This window comes from Weissella kandleri (assembly GCF_045504165.1).
In the GTDB taxonomy this organism is placed as follows: Bacteria; Bacillota; Bacilli; order Lactobacillales; family Lactobacillaceae; genus Weissella; species Weissella kandleri_A.
On record NZ_JBJJNY010000002.1, the window covers coordinates 122,509 to 139,458 of the forward strand.

Sequence of the window (16,950 nt, forward strand, 5' to 3'; positions counted from 1 at the left end):
AATAAAGTTCAATAGAAAAGAGGAGCATTTTAAATGAAAAAAGGTTGGTTAATTAGTGGCGTGATTGTTGTTTTGGCAGGTGGATTAATCGCGTTTGGAATGTCAAACGGTAAGAATGTGGCAACTTCTAATAGTGGATCAGTGACTGAACAAGAGCTGTATCAAAAGTTAAAGAAAACTCCAGAAGGTAAGCAGACTTTTGCGAATATGATGATTAAAAAGGTCTTGGAGAAAGACTATAATAAAGATGTTGATCAAAAGGATCTTGATCAGCAATATGATAAAGCAAAAAAGCAATACGGCGATAGTTTTGAATCTACTTTAGCTCAAAGTGGAATGACTACGGAAACTTATCGTGATAATTTGTATTTATCTGCGCTGGAAAAAGCGGCGTTTAAGGATAATCAACATTTTTCAAATAAAGATTTAAAGCAAGCTTATAAAACTTACACACCTAACGTGAAGGTTTCAGTAATTAAGACTGATTCTGAAGATGATGCCAAGTCAGTTATTGATGATTTGAATAATGGTAAAGACTTCGCCCAAGAAGCTAAAGATAAGTCAACCGACACAACTAGCAAGGATAAAGGTGGAAAATTAGACGCCTTTGATTCAACGGTCGATGCTACGGTGGTGAGTTCTGAAATCCAAAAGGCGGCCTTTGGCTTGAAGAAGGGGAATTATACTAAGACCCCCGTTAAAGTAGCTGCTAATGCTTCTACAGGAGCCACAGGTGATTCTTATTATATTGTTAAATTAAACGACCGGGATGCTAAGGGCAGTTTCCAAAGTTTGAAGGGTAAGATGAAGGATGTCTTAGTTGATCAAAAGTTGGCTAAGGATAGTACGGCCATGCAAAGCTTTATTGGACAACAATTGGACAAGGCCAAGGTTAATATCTCAGACAAGGACTTGAAGGACGCACTCACTAGCTATACCCAAGCAGCACAAACCAAGAAGTAATCAGTATTAATCGTTATAAAAATGATCGTCGCAAGTAAAGTTACGACGATCATTTTTGATTGTTTTTAAAACGATAATTATCATTGGTGCAATCAATAAAAAGCCATGCAATATTAAAATTGCATGGCTTTCTATTTAAATCATTTGTTAGGTCAGAACAGTATGTGCATACACACGCTAACAATTATAAAAATTCTTCTTGGGCATCCGTCATTTCTTTTGACATTTCTGCAAGCTCTTTGACAGTTTCTTGCATCCCTGTCGAGATCCAGCGAATCGCAATGGCAAGCATCCCTGAGGCCGTAAAGTCAGAAATATAATCGACAATGGCTGCATTGGTAGCATGGTCGCGCAAGATATTAGAATAAAGTCCATGTAAAATATCACGTAAAGGTGGATAGAATTGTTCACGCAAACCAGCATTTAAAAGAATTGCAATCACAACGGCATTAGATTGAATAAATTCAAAAAAGGCAGTTGCGACAGCACGAGATTCATTGGGTAAATGTTGAGCTTCATGCGCAAAGTCAGACGTCAATTGTTCAACAATGGTAGCAATAACGCTTTCTTTGGTACCAAAGTGCCGATAAAAAGCCATTCGAGACACGCCTGCCTTACGGGCGATATCAGTTACCGCAAGTTGGTCATAGGACTGGCTTTGAAGGAGCGTTAAAGTTGCATCAATAATTTGATCATCCGTTTGTTGGCGGATGCTTTCAGTTTGAATGTTTTTCATAATTCCAGTATACAAAAAAGCAGCGCTGCATTAGAGCATCGCTGCAAAATATGAGGATAGTTTAGTATTCTTTATTAGTTTGTAGAGAACTTAAGATAAAATTAAAAATTTTGTATATGGCTTAATTTAAGGTGCCGTTGTTGGGCATAGTTAGCTAATTCAGTATCCACCACAAAGGGAACTTTTTGTAAATCGGTTCGGTTTTTGGCCCCTAACAAGGTGTAAATCTTTGGTAAATGTTGTTGCCAAAGTTGAATTTCATCAACTAAGGCATCAGTGCCTTGATTTAACAAAATATGGAGGAAATAACCTGCCACACCAACATTTTCTGCACCGAGGACTTGTGCTTTAACCACATCCAAAGGTGATTGAATTCCCCCCGTCGCAAAAATATGCTGCTGTGCGGTTTGCGCTTCTAATAAGGATTCGGCGGTAGTTTGTCCCCAATCGTAAAGATAGGCGTGGGCATGTTCCTTATAGGCGGTATGGTTACGGCGGTCTTCAATGCGAGCAAAGTTCGTCCCGGATTGGCCGCCAACATTAATATACTTCGCACCAAGAGCTTCTAGCGTTTGAATAACATGCAAATCCATACCAAAACCCACTTCCTTAATAATGACGGGGACCGGGCTAGTCGCGATAATTTCTGCTAAAGATTCCTGCCAGTGAAAGTTACGGTCGCCCTCAGCCATGACAATTTCTTGGGCGGCGTTAATATGAATTTCTAATGCATTGGCATCAATCATATTAATCACCCGTTGTGCCTCATAGGCCGTGTGACCAGCCCCGAGGTTTGCAATCAAAAAGCCACTAGGATTTTTTTTACGAGCAACTTCAAATGATGGGATGGCCTCGAAATCTTTCAAAGCAATACTTTGCGAACCAACGGCCATGGCTAATCCAGTTTCTTTGGCAACGTCAGCTAATTGACCATTAATTTGGCTTGATTTTTCGCTGCCACCGGTCATCGCTTCGATATAAAACGGAAATGGCCAAGGAAAGTCAGGATTGTTCGACGCAAGATTAACTTGATTGACACTAGCTTCAGGTAACGCGTTATGAATTAAGCGAACTTGGTTTAAAGAAGAAGTGGGCTGCATCTTACGGTATTCTGCTTCAGCAAGGGCAAGATGCTCATCTTTACGGTGGGCATGTTCTGATTCCATCTGTGGTTCCTCCTGGATAGGTTATTCATGATAAATAGTAAGTGGTAGTGGTCGTAAATCGGCTTTGATACAGGCTTGAATGAAGGCATGTCGCTTGGTTGTATCTTGCAGTTTAGTCCAAGCAAGAGCATTGTCACCATTACCAGCACCGGAAATTTTACCAGGTATCGCAAATGTTTGGATGAGTTGGAGAAAATGATCCAACTGTGATGTTTGGTAATTAATGTTGGCAGCTTTAGTATAGGTAATAATTTCACTTTGATTTTGAGCTAGAGCTTGTTGAAAAGCGGTCCAACTTTCATTTTCTAAGGCGGTAGCCACTTGTTTGACGGTGGTTTGACTGGCTGATAAAAACGTGGTCGGATCAACAGGTAAACGCTGTAAGCTGTTTTGTGTATCTGCTGGTGATTGAGTCCAAGCAACTAATAGTTCCCAAGTTTTTGGTTGGTGTAGATTTTTCAACTGTAATTGTGGCCAATTATTTTGGACAATATTTGAGAGCGGAGTAGTGCTTAATTGATGTGTCAGCCAATTTGTATCAAATTTTTCATAATAGACAATGCCACCAAAGACCGCTGCTGCGACATCGCCCATTGATCCCTTTTGAAAATGAGGAAGTTGAAAGAGGGTCAACGTGGCTAATTTAAAAAGTTCATATTTGGTAAAAGGAATTTGATAATACATCAGCAAAGCTTGGCAGACGCCGACTGCGGTGGCTCCAGAAGAACCGAGCCCAATCTTTTGTCCATCTAACTCCAATCCACTTGTAATTTGGAGTTGAAAGGGCTGAGTGTGTTTTATTTTCGTAGCTGGTAAGTATGCAGCGATGGTACGACAAGCTTGAGTGACAATTTGCCAAGCATCATCATTGAGCGGGTTGTTTTCCTTTTCAAAAAGTAATCCAGGATAGATGCCCAGTTGATCACTTGTGATTTGATAATTATCATGCGGTTGAATGGTAAAACGCATAAAGCGATTCACCGCTAAAACAATACTAGCCTGCCCGCTATACGTAGCCGCGAATTCGCCGGCGAGAAATAATTTACCTGGCACTTTAATTGTAGTCATTACTAAACCTCTTCCCAAATCTGAATTCCGGGACCAGGGGTCGCGATTTGGGTTTTTAAATCAGGAAAAGTTTGTTGTAACTGCGTCATAATCGTTGCAGTATCTTGTGGTTGAGAGATAATTTTAACATTTGGGCCTGCGTCCATAGTAGCATAGACGGAAAGTCCTTGTTCGCGCAGGTTTTGAACCATTTTAATTAAACCCCATGAAGTATCCGTTAGATAATTAAATGGGGGATTAGCAACCATGTTTTGAGCGTGCATTTCTAAAGCGTTTTGCTCGGCTAGACGACCTAAAGTGTCTAAATCATGGTTAGCAATTGCGGCTTGCATTGTAGGAACACCGGCATTCGTGTGCTGGACCCAAGTCTGATAATAAGGTGAATTTGCACGAGCATTTTGCATTCCGCTCCGTGAATCTACGGCTTTGGGTTGATCGGAAACAATTACGGTGATTAATTGAATTGGCCAAGTGACGGGGTCTTGAAGAGCATGTGCCACGGAGCTATTTGAATCGGTTCCGCGATTCCACTGCACAAAACCACCAAAAATTGAACGGCTAGCTGAACCAGAGCCTTGCCGGGCCAACCTTGAAAGATCACGTGGATCTAAAGAAAGATGAGCTGCAGCAGAAGCCGCGCCAGCTAAAGCAGCAAAGGCGGAAGCCGAAGAAGCTAATCCCGCCGCGGTTGGCACGTGATTAATGGAAACCATCCGGGCATACGTCTTGATTCCAGCCAACTGGCGCACGAGATCGAGAAAATGCTCTATTTTTTTTCGTTCATGCGCTTTTAAAACTCGCCCGTTTAAAATAATTTGATCATGCAGTAACTGTGCATCGAATTCGACGGTTGTATCTGTATAAAATTCGTTTAAAGTCAGGCTGATGGAAGTGGTAGTAGGTAAAATGAGCTGGGCATCAGCTTTCCCCCAATATTTTAGCAAAGCGATATTAGTATGTGCCCGTGCCGTATAGGCCGTCATATGTAAGCCTCCTTAATTTGTAGGATACGTTTGCGTCCAAACTTCAGTTGCGCCAGCATTTTCTAATGCCTCGATAATGCGATCGGCGGCTTTTTGATCAGGCGCTAATGCTAGCATAGTTCCCCCAATACCACCCCCAGTCAGCTTGGCACCTAGTGCGCCGGCTTGACGGGCCGCATGGATTAAGGTGTCCAATTGCGGGTGAGAGACTCCCAAGGTTTGGAGTTCTGCCTGTGCTTGGTTCATTAATACACCTAATTCAGAAAGTGTGTTGGATTGAAGGGTATGATGAGCTGCTGTGGTTAGTTCTCCCAAATGTTGAATACTTTTTTTCGTCGCGTGCGGCTGTTCTTCTAAGAGACTGCGGACGACTGATACAGCAAGTCCGGTCTGTCCATGAATTCCAGTATCAGCCATAATAAAGGTGGCATTAAGATTTAATTCAAAGGGTTGCGTTAATTCATTTTTAATAAACCAAATTGGTGAGTTGCTAGCTACCGTAGCGGTATCTAAACCAGAAGGCGACCCGTGGGTAATACGTTCTTCTACCGCGGCCCAATTTTGTAAGTGTTCGTTGGATAATGGCGTATCAAAGAAATCATAGAATGCCCGGACAATTGAGATTGCACTGGCAGCCGAAGAGCCCATTCCCCGTTCTTGTGGAATATCTGAGTTAATGTGTAGGGTAAAGGGCTGTTTTTTAGCGTTAAAAAAATCTAGTAAGCGCAAAATTAGTTGACGAATTCCTTCATAATTCTCCGCTAAGCTTGAGAGCGGACCTTGATAAGTAGGAGTAAAAATCATTTGCCCAGCTAATCGCGGCTTAATGGTCGTTGTAAAGCTAATGTCAGGCAAAGGAAGAGCGATTGCCGGTTGACCATAAACAACAGAATGTTCACCCATTAAAATCACCTTTGCATGACTTTTACCTATTGATGTTTTTTTCAAAATCTTAACCACCATTTCTAAATAAGTATCGTTAATAAAGTATTTTACCAATCTTTCATTAAAAAAATAAGTTATTTTATGAATTAATTAAACTTTTCAGTGATAAAACACTTATTGAGCGGCGTTTTTTGGATTTTACGCGGCCTAGGTTTGTAGTGAAAATTCTCAGTGATGTATATGATACATGTTACAATAGTTTTATCATATTGGAGAATAAGTGGCGAATAACATGAAAAAAAATGATGTATATGCGGTAGTGGATTTGGAAACTACTAATAATCAAAGACAAGTCGGGCGAATTATTCAAATCGCCGTCGTTTTTGTGCGTCAAAATGAAATTGTTAATCAATTTTCAACTTTGGTGAACCCTGGGCAACCGATTCCAACTGAAATTCAAAAATTAACGCATATTAATGAAAAGATGGTACGGGAAGCGCCTTATTTTGAAGAAGTAGCGCCAATACTGCATGCGATGCTCGAGGATACAGTTATTGTGGCGCATAATGTTAATTTTGATTGGCCGTTTTTAAATACTGAATTTGAGCGAGTGGGGATGTCACCCATGGACAATGAGGCGGTCGACACGGTGACCTTATCGCAAATTCTGTGGCCGACTTTGGACAGCTATCGTTTGCCCGAATTAACGAAACAGTTAGGCATTGCGCATGAAAATCCACATCGTGCGGACAGTGACGCTAGAGCAACGGGAGCATTATTAATTCTGGCAATGCAAAAAGCTGAAGCTTTACCGATGATGACCTTGCAACAGTTAGAAGCTTTACCCTTAGTATTGCCTCAACAAACTAAAATAATTTTTTCGTTAGCCTTACAAGAAAACCAAGCGCACCCTAAGCCACTAGCGGAACATTTAATGATTATTGATCACTTGGCGTTGCGACGTTTTAACCAACCAACTCCCATCAATCCCAAAAGTGTGATTCCACCTTTTCCTAAAAAAGAAAGATCAAAACAACAGTTATTTGCTGATCAGTTGGAATATCGAGAGAATCAAGTTAAATTAATGAACCAAGTTTATGAGCATTATACAACCTTGGAAGCGACTGATACATTCGTTCCTGGTGAACAAGCAATGGTAGTGGAAGCGCCCACGGGAATGGGAAAGACCTTGGGCTATTTATTGCCGTTAGCTTATTTGGCACGGCAGCATCAGCGCCAGGTTGTAATCTCGACGCCAACAAAAGTTTTGCAACGGCAAGTTTTGACTACAATTGAAACAACTTTGAAAGATTTACTACCTTTTGAAGTCCGTGGGGTCCAGCTTAAGGGCCATGATAATTTCTTAAATTTACAAAGCTTTCGGCGCAGTCTTGATCGGGATGATGGTAGTGTGTCATTGCAATTTATGAAAGCGCAAGTTTTAGTTTGGCTGACGGAAACGTTAACGGGCGATTTGGATGAATTAAATTTGAATAATGTAAGTTTTGAATTTTTACAAAAGTTAACGCAAACAGCCAATAATCCGCATGCTTCCAAATTTGAAACCTTTGAATTTAATCAACGGCAGGTGATTTTAGCACAACAAGCGACCTTTTTAGTCGTCAATCATAGTTATTTAACTCAAGCTTTGCATGGAGAAGAGGCGTTTGATCGCCGACCATATCTAGTAGTTGATGAAGCGCAACATCTACCCGAAGTGGTTTTAAATAAAAGTCAAAAGCATGTGGACTTAGGTCGCTGGCAACAACAAGTGCATCAAGCTGGAATACTATTAAATAATCAACGAGAGCCCAGTATTCAGCCGGTGATGCAACGTTTGCGCGCTGAAGGGAAATTGCAGCCTAAATTTAATGCGGCCTTTGATAAATTAGCGCAGTTATTGCAACGACTACAGCAACGTTTGTATCGGCATTTTGTCATGAATCATCATGCAATGGCGACGACTGGACAACAAAATTTTGCGATACAGGCCGCTGATTTAGCACAGTTTATGCTGGATTATGATGCTGATTTAGCGCAAATTTGGCAATTGAATCAAAGCATCCAAAATTTATTAGAGCAAATGATGGAACAATTTGTCACGAGTCAAGAACGCTTTAATATTGACGAGCGGCAAAACTTAGCTGATTTTAGGCATGTCCTTATGCAGTTAAATCGGCAGGTGGAACAATTTCGGCAATTTCAAAATAATTTAGCCGATTATGCTGAAATTAGTACTTTTTGGATTACTGAAAGTTTCAATAATAATGAAAATACTTTGCAGTTAAATGGGGGTCTAGTCGAGACTGAAGATTACTTTAAACAACAGTTATATCCATATTTTCAGCCACCTTTGATGGTGGGTGCAACCTTATTTAATAGTGCGAAATCGAATTATTTGTATCATGGATTAGCATTGAGCCGCGCCACTGCGGAAGTGGAAAAGTTTCCAGAGGTCTTTGATTACAAAAATCAAGCGGAATTAATTATGCTTACGGATGCACCGGCGCCGACCAAAGCAGAATATGTGGATTATTTGCAGCAACAGTTACTACAATTGTTGGTGATAGAGCCGCGTAATACGCTGGTCTTGTTTACTTCGGCTGAGTTGATGCAACGGGTCTTTACTTGGTTCCAACAACAAAGCGCTTATCGCAATAGTCCGATGACTATTTTGGCACAAGGGATTTCTGGGACACGGACCAAATTAATTAAGCGGCTACAAAAAGAATCAAAGTTGATGATTTTTGGGTTATTAAGCTTTTGGGAAGGGGTTGATTTACCCGGAAATCAAGTCGAAATGGTGGTATTAACACGGCTGCCTTTTGAACAACCCCAAGCCTTAGCAACTTATAATACGCCCCGGCTAGGCGAAGCAAGCAATGAACATGATTTCTACCAAAAGCAATTACCCAAAGCAATTTTGCGTTTGCGGCAGGGGGTTGGCCGCCTCGTTCGTTCAAAAACAGATCGGGGGATGATTATTATTTTTGATTCACGAATTGTGCATAAGCAATATGGTAAAGCGATGCAAAAAATGTTGCCAGCCGCTTTACCTAAGCTTGAATTAAAAACCACCGATTTATCTGCGCAAGTTCAGAACTTTTTTAAAAAGCAGACAGATTAAATGTTTAATATGCATTAATGCGCTTTAATGCTGAGATTTTATTGTTAAGAGCCTTTTAATCTGAAGTTAAATTTGCTATTCTTATTAAGAGTTAAATGCATATAATTTTAGATGGATGGAGCGTTGGAGCATGCAGATGCGACAAATGGAGCCACAAAAAAAGCCATATCGTACAGCGTTAATTACATTATTGGTGATTATGTTAATTGTTGTGATTAATGTGTACGGAGTGTTAGGCCGGAGTGTGCAACCAATTAATAAGGCTAATCGTGAATATAGTGCTTTGGTAGTAAATGCTAAAAAATTAACCAAAGTCGAACATTTTTATTGGAGTAGCCGTGATCAGACATACTATACTTTGATTGGGAAAAATCAACGACACCAGGAAACGGGAGTAATTGTTGAAAAGCAGTCAAAGAAAATGGTGACAATTGCGATGAAAGATGGTCTTTCATACGACGCGGTGAAGCAGTTGATTATCAATAAATACGCCCCTAAAAAAATTACCAATATTGGAATGGGGATTTATAAAAAAGTGCCCGTTTGGGAAGTTAAATTTATCGACCAAGATGATAATTTGAACTTTATTACGGTGCAGTTTGAAAATGGTAAGATTGTGCGGACAATTAATAATTTATAAATTTAAGTGAAAAGGAATGCTAATATGGATACAATTCGAATTGAAGACGTTAAAGATTATGTAGGAAAAGAGGTCCGGATTGGAGCCTGGTTGCGTAATAAGCGTGGTTCAGGGAAGCTTCAATTTTTACAATTGCGGGATGGAACGGCCTTTATGCAAGCGGTCGTTGTGAAAGCGGATGTTGGTGAAGAAATTTTTGCCAAGGCCAAGGAAGTTAAGCAAGAGACGAGTATGTATTTAATTGGAACGATTAAAGAAGATGCACGTTCTGATTTTGGATACGAAATGGATGTTAAGGATTTGGTAGTAGTTGGAGAGTCAGAAGGTTATCCAATTACACCAAAGGAACACGGGACTGATTTCTTGATGGATCATCGCCACTTGTATCTCCGGCACATCCAACCTTTTGCTGTTCTCCGCATTCGCAATACTATTATTGCAGCAACTTATGAGTTCTTTAATCAAGAAGGCTTTATTAAAGTTGATGCCCCAATTTTGACTGGCTCAGCGCCTGAGGGAACCACTGAATTGTTCTCGACGGATTATTTTGATACCAAGGCTTATATGTCACAAACTGGACAATTGTACGCTGAGGCAGGGGCGATGGCGTTTGGAAAAGTCTTTACTTTTGGGCCTACTTTTCGGGCTGAAAAGTCAAAGACACGACGGCATCTCACTGAGTTTTGGATGATCGAACCAGAAATGGCTTGGATGGATCAAGATGCCTCATTAGAAATTCAAGAACGTTATATTGCATATTTGATTCAAGCGGTTTTGGATCGTAATGATTATGAATTGGACTTGTTGGGACGTGATAAGAATTTGTTGGCATCATATACAAAGTTACCTTATCCACGAGTTTCATATGATGATGCGATTAAGTTATTGCAAGAAAATAATTTTGATGTTGAATGGGGCGTTGATTTTGGTTCGCCCGAAGAAACCTTCTTGGCTGAACATTTCGCCAGCCCCGTCTTTATTACTAATTTCCCTAAGGCGATTAAGGCCTTCTATATGAAGCGTCATCCAACACGGGATGACATTGTCATTTCGGCTGATTTGTTGGCACCTGAGGGGTATGGTGAAATCATTGGAGGTTCAGAACGAGATACTGATTATGATTATTTGAAGGCCCGGATTGAAGAAGAAGGCCTAGATATGGATGAATATGCTTGGTATTTGGATTTGCGTAAGTATGGTTCTGTACCACATTCAGGATTCGGTTTGGGATTAGAACGAGCCGTGACTTGGATTACAGGTGAGGAACATATTCGAGAAGCTATTCCGTTCCCTCGGACAATGACTCGTCTGCGTCCATAAAATATTATTAAGTCGCTATTGTTGGCTGTATACCAACGATAAGTGGCTTTTTATTATACATCATAATTCGCCAAAAATTGGCACCATTTGGGCACCGTTTTAAAAAATTGGCACCGAAATTACAGAATATTATTGAGCATGTCGAGTGTCTTTGGTTCTTCTTTTGTGTCAGTTATTTTTATATTATAAGTAGAATTAATGATTATTATGCCATCATGAAAGCTGGTGAACCGTTGTAAGGATAATCGGTTCACCGAACAACAAATGTTCGAGAAGCGGTTAGAGCGAGAGGCAGGGTTAAGAATCAAGATGCTATTAATCAAGCGGTAGCGCAGACTAGGGTGCTGTGACAGGCAGAAGATATCTAAGAAGATTAATGCTCAAAATCAAAAAATAACGGTAATGAATAAAGTTACTAATGAGGTGATTAATAATGCTGCGGCTAAACCATAGGTGGCAGCGCTGTCAGTTCTTTTTATTTGAAGATTTAATTATATTTAATGATGTTCGACAATTTTTGAAAGTTTCTTATTCGTTAAGCTAAAAGTATTATCAAGTGAGGAGTACAGAAATGCAAAAATGGTTGAATGAAACAAAGGTAACAATCTTACTCGGGATAGGGTTAATATTAGCCGGAATTTTTAAAATTATTGATTGGGAAATAGTGAACGTATGGGTCTTAGCGATTTTGTCGGTGCTTGGTTTGTTTCCCATTGCTTGGCGTGCGGGTCAGGCACTTCGATATCGCGTAATTTCGATTGAACTTTTGGTTACAATAGCGATGCTTGGGGCTATGTATCTAGGTGAATTTGAAGAATCAGCAATTGTCAGTTTTTTATTCTTGTTTGGGAATCTTTTAGAACAACGTGCAATTCAAAAAACGCGGATCGCCGTGCATTCTTTAACTAATTTAGCCCCTAAAACGGCCGTAGTGAAAAGTGAAGGGAATCAGTGGAAGACGGTTTCAATTGAACAAGTTCAAAAAGGGGAAACCTTGCTAATTAAAAATGGAGCCCAGATTCCAGTCGATGGCATTGTGACACAAGGACAAGGAGCAGCAAATCAAGCAAATTTAACGGGTGAAAGTATACCAGTGGCACTCGTATCAGGTATGCCAGTTTACGCGGGAAGTTATTTAGTCGAGGGAAACTTGGAAGTACAGGCACAAAAAGTAGGTGAGGATACGGCATTTGGGCAAATTGTTGAGATGATTGAGGAGGCGCAAGATCAAAAAAGTCCTATCGAGAAAACGATTGACCACTTTGCGCGCTGGTATACGCCGACAGTTTTAGGGTTAGCTTTATTGGTAGGAGTGCTGAATCATAATTTAGTCCAGGCGACTACAATTTTGATTTTGGGTTGCCCAGGAGCTTTAGTCATAGGGGCCCCGATTGCGATGGTTACTGGAATCGGAAATGGGGCGAAGCATGGAATTATGGTTAAAGGCGGAGATGTTTTAGCAACTTTGGCGCAAGTTGACACGGTTGTATTTGACAAAACAGGGACTCTGACCGTGGGACAGCCCCAAGTTCAGACTAAACTAGATGAAAATTTGACACAAACGCAGGCAGAAATGTTGGCAATAATTGAACAAAGGAGTAACCATCCGCTGGCACAAGCTTTACTACAGGTATTACCGCAACCGATGTCCACTTTGGCGGGGCAGTTGACGGTTAAAAACGGTTTAGGTATGATTTTTGAGCGGGACAATCAGAAATGGTACGTAGGAAATGAGCGCCTAATTCAGATTGCAGCTATTTCGATTACGGAACAGCAAAGAAAATTTATTCAAGTGATTGAGGATGCTGGGCAAAGCTTAGTACTTTTTTCTAATTAACAGCGGGTATTAGCAATCTATGGAATCGCTGATCAAATTCGGGCTGAAGCTAAGCCAGCATTAAGGACGCTAAGACGAATTGGGGTTCAAAAAATGGTAATGATGACTGGTGATCATGCACCGGCTGCCGAGGCTGTGGCCAATCCGTTAACTCTTGCATATGAATCAAATTTGTTGCCAGCTGACAAAGCGAAATTAATTCAAGCATATCAAAAGGCGGGGCACAAAGTGGGATTTGTTTGTGATGGTGTCAATGATGGTCCAGCCTTAGCCCAAGCTGATGTAGGGATAGCCATGGGAAGTGGCGCTGAAGTTGCGATTGAAACAGGTGATGTTATTTTGATGCGTAGTAATTTAGAACGTTTAGTGCACGCCCGGCGATTGGCTCAGCAGACACAAAAGATTGTATGGCAAAATATTACGATTGCTTTGTTGACGGTAGCTTTTTTGTTGTTAGGATTAATATTTAACTTTATCTACATGGCAAGTGGCATGTTTGTCCACGAAATGAGCATTATGATTGTTATTTTAAATGCATTAAGACTAACGCATTTTCAATTTTGACAAACAAAACCGAATGAAACGTTCAAAGTGTTCTGATGAAGGACACTTTTTATAAATATACCTGATAATTAAAATAAAATGATTTTTCAAGATAAGTTATAATAAGTAACTATGTAGTAAAAATGTTTGAAAGGAGGTGTGATGACTATGAACAAGCCACAAAAATTTCGCAAATTAGGTCTTTTTCAGAAAATTTTATTAATGCTAATACTAGTGGTTGGACTGGGCTTAACGCTGTGGGGTGCGCAAGGTAGCTCTAACAATAGGACTACAAAGCAGGTTATGCAGAACCAACAGGTGAATCATGCTACGCGCGAAAAGTTAAATTATCAGGTGCATGAAAAGAAAGCTGATAATGGTACACAAATGTGGAATGTTGAAATCAAACAGGCCAAACTTGGGGTAGGCTTTGCCCAAGATAGTTTGGCACCAGGCAAGGTGACCTTAGAGACACCTTCACATTTTGCGCAACGCCACAATTTACCGTTAGTTATTAATGCATCTCGATATAATTTAGGTAAAAATGAAATGTGGGGGACGCATCTTCATCAAGGACGAATTATTGCGCATCAGCGTTTTGACAGTTACAGTTCTTATTTAACAATCGCAAATGATGGGAAAACATTAGGTTCACAACCTAATTGGACCGTTTTTCGAAATGGTCAATTTCAAGAAGTACTTGCAGGATTTTTCCCGTTAATTCAACACGGGCGATCAGTGGCTCAGCCACGAAATTTAACGGTGGCTAGTATGCAACATCCCCGTCAGATTATTTATCAATTGAAAAATGGTGATTTTGGTATTTTATCAATCGCAGGCCGTTTTGATGGAAATCAAGGCTTAGATTATCAAGAAATGTTACATGAATTAGCTAAAATCAAACACATCCAGTTTGCGTATAATTTAGATGGTGGTGGATCAACTTCGACGGTGGTTCAGGGACAAATGATTAATCCTAGTTTTGATAAATCTAGAAAAGAACGACGTGTACGTGATTATATTTATTTTTATCCTGATGGTCAGCAGGATCCTTTAGAGGACCAATGATGTAAATATTGATGATGGTGCACAAACTGTTTTCATGATGATATTAACAATTTTAATGCTACAATGATATAAAAAAATTAGGAGATTAGTATTAATGGATTATTGGGTAAAACAATTGGATACGGATATACAAATTGGTGATAATGAATTAATTGCACCAGATGCAGAGATGGAAAATTCGTCAATTTTATTTCGCGGGACGGGAAATATTCTCTTCTTAGCTCCGGGGGTTCATTTAAATGATGTTGTTATTAAATTTTTAGGTAATAACTCAGTGGTGTATATTTCTAAAAGTAAATATCAGTGCACATTTCAAGTAAATATGTTTCATGATTCAGTGTTCTATATGGGTGAAAACAACTCAATTAATGGTAAAAAAGCGGTGTTCCAGTTATCAGAGTATAAAAACATATTTATTGGTGATGATAATATGTTATCGTATGGTTTAACTCTAAGAGTCGCGGATCCACATCTTATTTATTCAGCCAGCACTAAGGAACGGGTGAATCCTAGTAAAAGTATTTATATTGGTGATCATGTTTGGATTGGCCAAAACGTTAATATTTTGAAAGGCGTACGTATTGGTTCTGGTAGTATCATCGCTGGTGAAGCATTGCTAACTAAAACAGTTCCATCTAACACAACCTTTGGTGGAAATCCAGCTAAAAAGCTGAAAGAAGGCATCTTTTGGATGCGACCATCAGTCCATGCCTTTACACCAGCGCATACTGAAAAATGGCAGCGCCACGATGGGGATGAATTTATTTTTACTAATCAAAATACGTATTCATTTACAACGATTGAAAAAAATTTAACGCAGTTAGCAAATCCTCAAGATAAGCTAGCTTTTTTACAAAATTTACCAAAAGATAAGAATCGTTTTTTTGCGGATACTGATGCGAATAAGATCCAGCGTAAGCCTAAAAAAGCACATTTTTTTAATCGAGGCAAGAAGTAGGAACCAATTTTGTATGTGAATTTAAACTGATAACATGCCATTGAAAATGGGGTGTTTTTTGTTTGGCAATCTATTAATAACTTGATGGGCATCAATTTTTTTATTATCTTCTGTAGGATAATGACACTAGTCGGATTATAAAAAGCAAAATGAGGTAAATAGAATGAATTAACACTTAAATTGGATGCATTAACGTGTCCATCATGTTTTATTAAAATTGAAAAAGCTGTGCGAAAGCAAGAAGGGGCTCAAAATGTGGAAGTCCGGTTTAATGCTGGCAAGGTGAAAATTGAATTTTTACCAGCGGTAGTGCAAGCGGAGGTGTTAAGCCGAGTGGTTGAGCACCTAGGATACCAAGTTTTAGACAAGCAAGTACGAAAGGTAGGGGACGCATAATGACACTCGATGAGCAGTATCAAAAAGAATTAAAACAGAGTGAGCTTGATCACCATACTCCCACGGCAGCGGCCATGACGAGCCATATTCTAGCTAATCTCGAACTATTGAAACAAAAAGCACGGCAATTTCGCTATTATCAATCGGATGTGACAGTTCAAGCGGTTATGACTGGTTTAGAAACAAGCTTTACGATTCAATTTGAGCAAGTATCCCAAGCTTTATTAGCCCTTTCAGCTATTGTGCCAACGACCTTTGCCGAATTTGAAGAATATGGTATGCTGGAATTAAATGGGCGCGATAAGTATTTAAATGCATCAGAACAGCTTGATATGATCAAAGATGACTTGAAGACCGCTAATTTATTTATTGAGCGGGGCATTGAGTTGGCAAAACGAGAAAGTTTGTTTAACCTGCAAATGCTTTTAACGTATCTGTTAAAGTTTAATCAGCAGTTTATTGAATAGTTAAAGGAGAAAGAATGGCAGAGCTCCAGCAGTCACAACATCTGTGTGTCACACAAGTGCCCTTATTTCAAGGGCTACCAAACGTGGAATTAGCGCAGATTAATAATTTAGTAGTGCATCAATATTTAACACCGAAAACGTTGGTCTTCAGCCCATTAATGGTATCGCAATTAGTGATTGTCCACACTGGTAAAATTAAGGTATATCAGTTGAATGCTAACGGTCAAGAGCAAGTTCTGCGAGTTTTAGGGACTGGAGATGTTGAAGGTGAAGAGTTGTTATTTGGTGATTTGCCGTCAACAGTTTATGGTGAAGTGCTCAAAGCTGGTGAGATATGCACCTTAAGTGGGGATGACTTTCAAGCCTTGCTTGCGACTAAGCCACAAATGGCATTACAGCTACTCGATCAATATCATCAAAAGACGAAGCAATTGGAACAACAACTAGGCTATTTAAGTATTAATAATAAGGAACGGCGAGTAGGCACATATTTGGTTGATCAGGTTGAAAGTCAAGGTCAACAGCAAATTACTTTGCCAATGAAGTTAAAAGATCTGGCAACCTATTTAGCTTTAACGCCGGAGACTTTATCACGTAATTTGGCACGATTGAGCCAAAAGAAATATTTAAAGCAACATCTACGGCAAGTGGAAATTTTAAACTTGGCGGCCTTACAAGCTAATTTGCTGGATTAAGAAGTCAAATGAGCTAGCCAATTAATAAGAATCGGACTGTTTTGAAAAGAACAGTCTTTTTTATTTGGGATAAAGTGATTAATTTTTAAGTGATGTAT

At 39.7% G+C, this 16,950-nt stretch carries 14 protein-coding genes and 1 pseudogene; 10 read left to right on the plus strand and 5 right to left on the minus strand.

All coding sequences use genetic code 11. From position 1 onward, the window contains the following. The first annotated feature begins 33 nt into the window (after positions 1-33). Positions 34-963, plus strand: a complete 930-nt coding sequence (locus tag ACJQWY_RS01825; protein ID WP_407076055.1) for a peptidylprolyl isomerase — start codon at positions 34-36, stop codon at positions 961-963. Positions 964-1,147: 184 nt separating this feature from the next. Here ACJQWY_RS01825 and ACJQWY_RS01830 read toward each other — a convergent pair whose 3' ends face one another. The 5 genes from ACJQWY_RS01830 to mvk all read right to left on the minus strand — a co-directional run bounded on the left by ACJQWY_RS01830 (position 1,148) and on the right by mvk (position 5,879). Next, positions 1,148-1,699, minus strand: a complete 552-nt coding sequence (locus ACJQWY_RS01830) for a TetR/AcrR family transcriptional regulator (RefSeq protein WP_407076056.1) — start codon at positions 1,697-1,699, stop codon at positions 1,148-1,150. Positions 1,700-1,800: 101 nt separating this feature from the next. After that, a complete protein-coding gene (gene fni, locus ACJQWY_RS01835; protein ID WP_407076057.1) occupies positions 1,801-2,865 on the minus strand; it encodes a type 2 isopentenyl-diphosphate Delta-isomerase in 1,065 nt (354 codons plus the stop codon). Positions 2,866-2,886: 21 nt separating this feature from the next. Further along, positions 2,887-3,933 (minus strand): phosphomevalonate kinase, encoded by a 1,047-nt coding sequence (locus tag ACJQWY_RS01840; protein WP_407076058.1) that lies wholly within the window; start codon positions 3,931-3,933, stop codon positions 2,887-2,889. Between the two features lie 2 nt (positions 3,934-3,935). Next, entirely contained in the window at positions 3,936-4,916 is a 981-nt protein-coding gene (gene mvaD / locus ACJQWY_RS01845; RefSeq protein ID WP_407076059.1) for a diphosphomevalonate decarboxylase, read from the minus strand. Between the two features lie 12 nt (positions 4,917-4,928). Next, positions 4,929-5,879 carry a mevalonate kinase gene (gene mvk / locus ACJQWY_RS01850; protein WP_407076060.1) on the minus strand — a complete coding sequence of 317 codons (951 nt, stop codon included), beginning with the start codon at positions 5,877-5,879 and terminating at the stop codon, positions 4,929-4,931. Positions 5,880-6,093: 214 nt separating this feature from the next. On the opposite strand from mvk, the gene ACJQWY_RS01855 reads away from it, so the two are divergent. From ACJQWY_RS01855 to ACJQWY_RS01895, 9 genes and pseudogenes are all read left to right on the plus strand, one after another. Beyond that, positions 6,094-8,928: a helicase C-terminal domain-containing protein gene (locus ACJQWY_RS01855; protein WP_407076061.1), complete on the plus strand. Its 2,835-nt coding sequence runs from the start codon at positions 6,094-6,096 to the stop codon at positions 8,926-8,928. Between the two features lie 130 nt (positions 8,929-9,058). Beyond that, on the plus strand, positions 9,059-9,568 hold the full coding sequence (locus ACJQWY_RS01860) for a cell wall elongation regulator TseB-like domain-containing protein (RefSeq protein ID WP_407076062.1): 510 nt from the start codon (positions 9,059-9,061) through the stop codon (positions 9,566-9,568). A 24-nt stretch (positions 9,569-9,592) separates the two neighbouring features. Further along, entirely contained in the window at positions 9,593-10,888 is a 1,296-nt protein-coding gene (gene asnS / locus ACJQWY_RS01865; RefSeq protein ID WP_407076063.1) for an asparagine--tRNA ligase, read from the plus strand. Positions 10,889-11,681: 793 nt separating this feature from the next. Next, positions 11,682-13,289: pseudogene (locus ACJQWY_RS01870) on the plus strand (heavy metal translocating P-type ATPase). A gap of 147 nt (positions 13,290-13,436) precedes the next feature. Further along, positions 13,437-14,336 carry a phosphodiester glycosidase family protein gene (locus ACJQWY_RS01875; protein ID WP_407076064.1) on the plus strand — a complete coding sequence of 300 codons (900 nt, stop codon included), beginning with the start codon at positions 13,437-13,439 and terminating at the stop codon, positions 14,334-14,336. A gap of 94 nt (positions 14,337-14,430) precedes the next feature. Continuing rightward, on the plus strand, positions 14,431-15,294 hold the full coding sequence (locus tag ACJQWY_RS01880) for an acyltransferase (protein WP_407076065.1): 864 nt from the start codon (positions 14,431-14,433) through the stop codon (positions 15,292-15,294). Between the two features lie 180 nt (positions 15,295-15,474). After that, on the plus strand, positions 15,475-15,690 hold the full coding sequence (locus tag ACJQWY_RS01885; RefSeq protein ID WP_407076066.1) for a heavy-metal-associated domain-containing protein: 216 nt from the start codon (positions 15,475-15,477) through the stop codon (positions 15,688-15,690). Continuing rightward, positions 15,690-16,157 (plus strand): ferritin family protein, encoded by a 468-nt coding sequence (locus ACJQWY_RS01890; protein WP_407076067.1) that lies wholly within the window; start codon positions 15,690-15,692, stop codon positions 16,155-16,157. Before ACJQWY_RS01885 ends, ACJQWY_RS01890 begins: the two co-directional genes overlap by 1 nt. A 14-nt stretch (positions 16,158-16,171) precedes the next feature. Further along, positions 16,172-16,852 (plus strand): Crp/Fnr family transcriptional regulator, encoded by a 681-nt coding sequence (locus ACJQWY_RS01895; protein WP_407076068.1) that lies wholly within the window; start codon positions 16,172-16,174, stop codon positions 16,850-16,852. Positions 16,853-16,950: the final 98 nt, after the last annotated feature.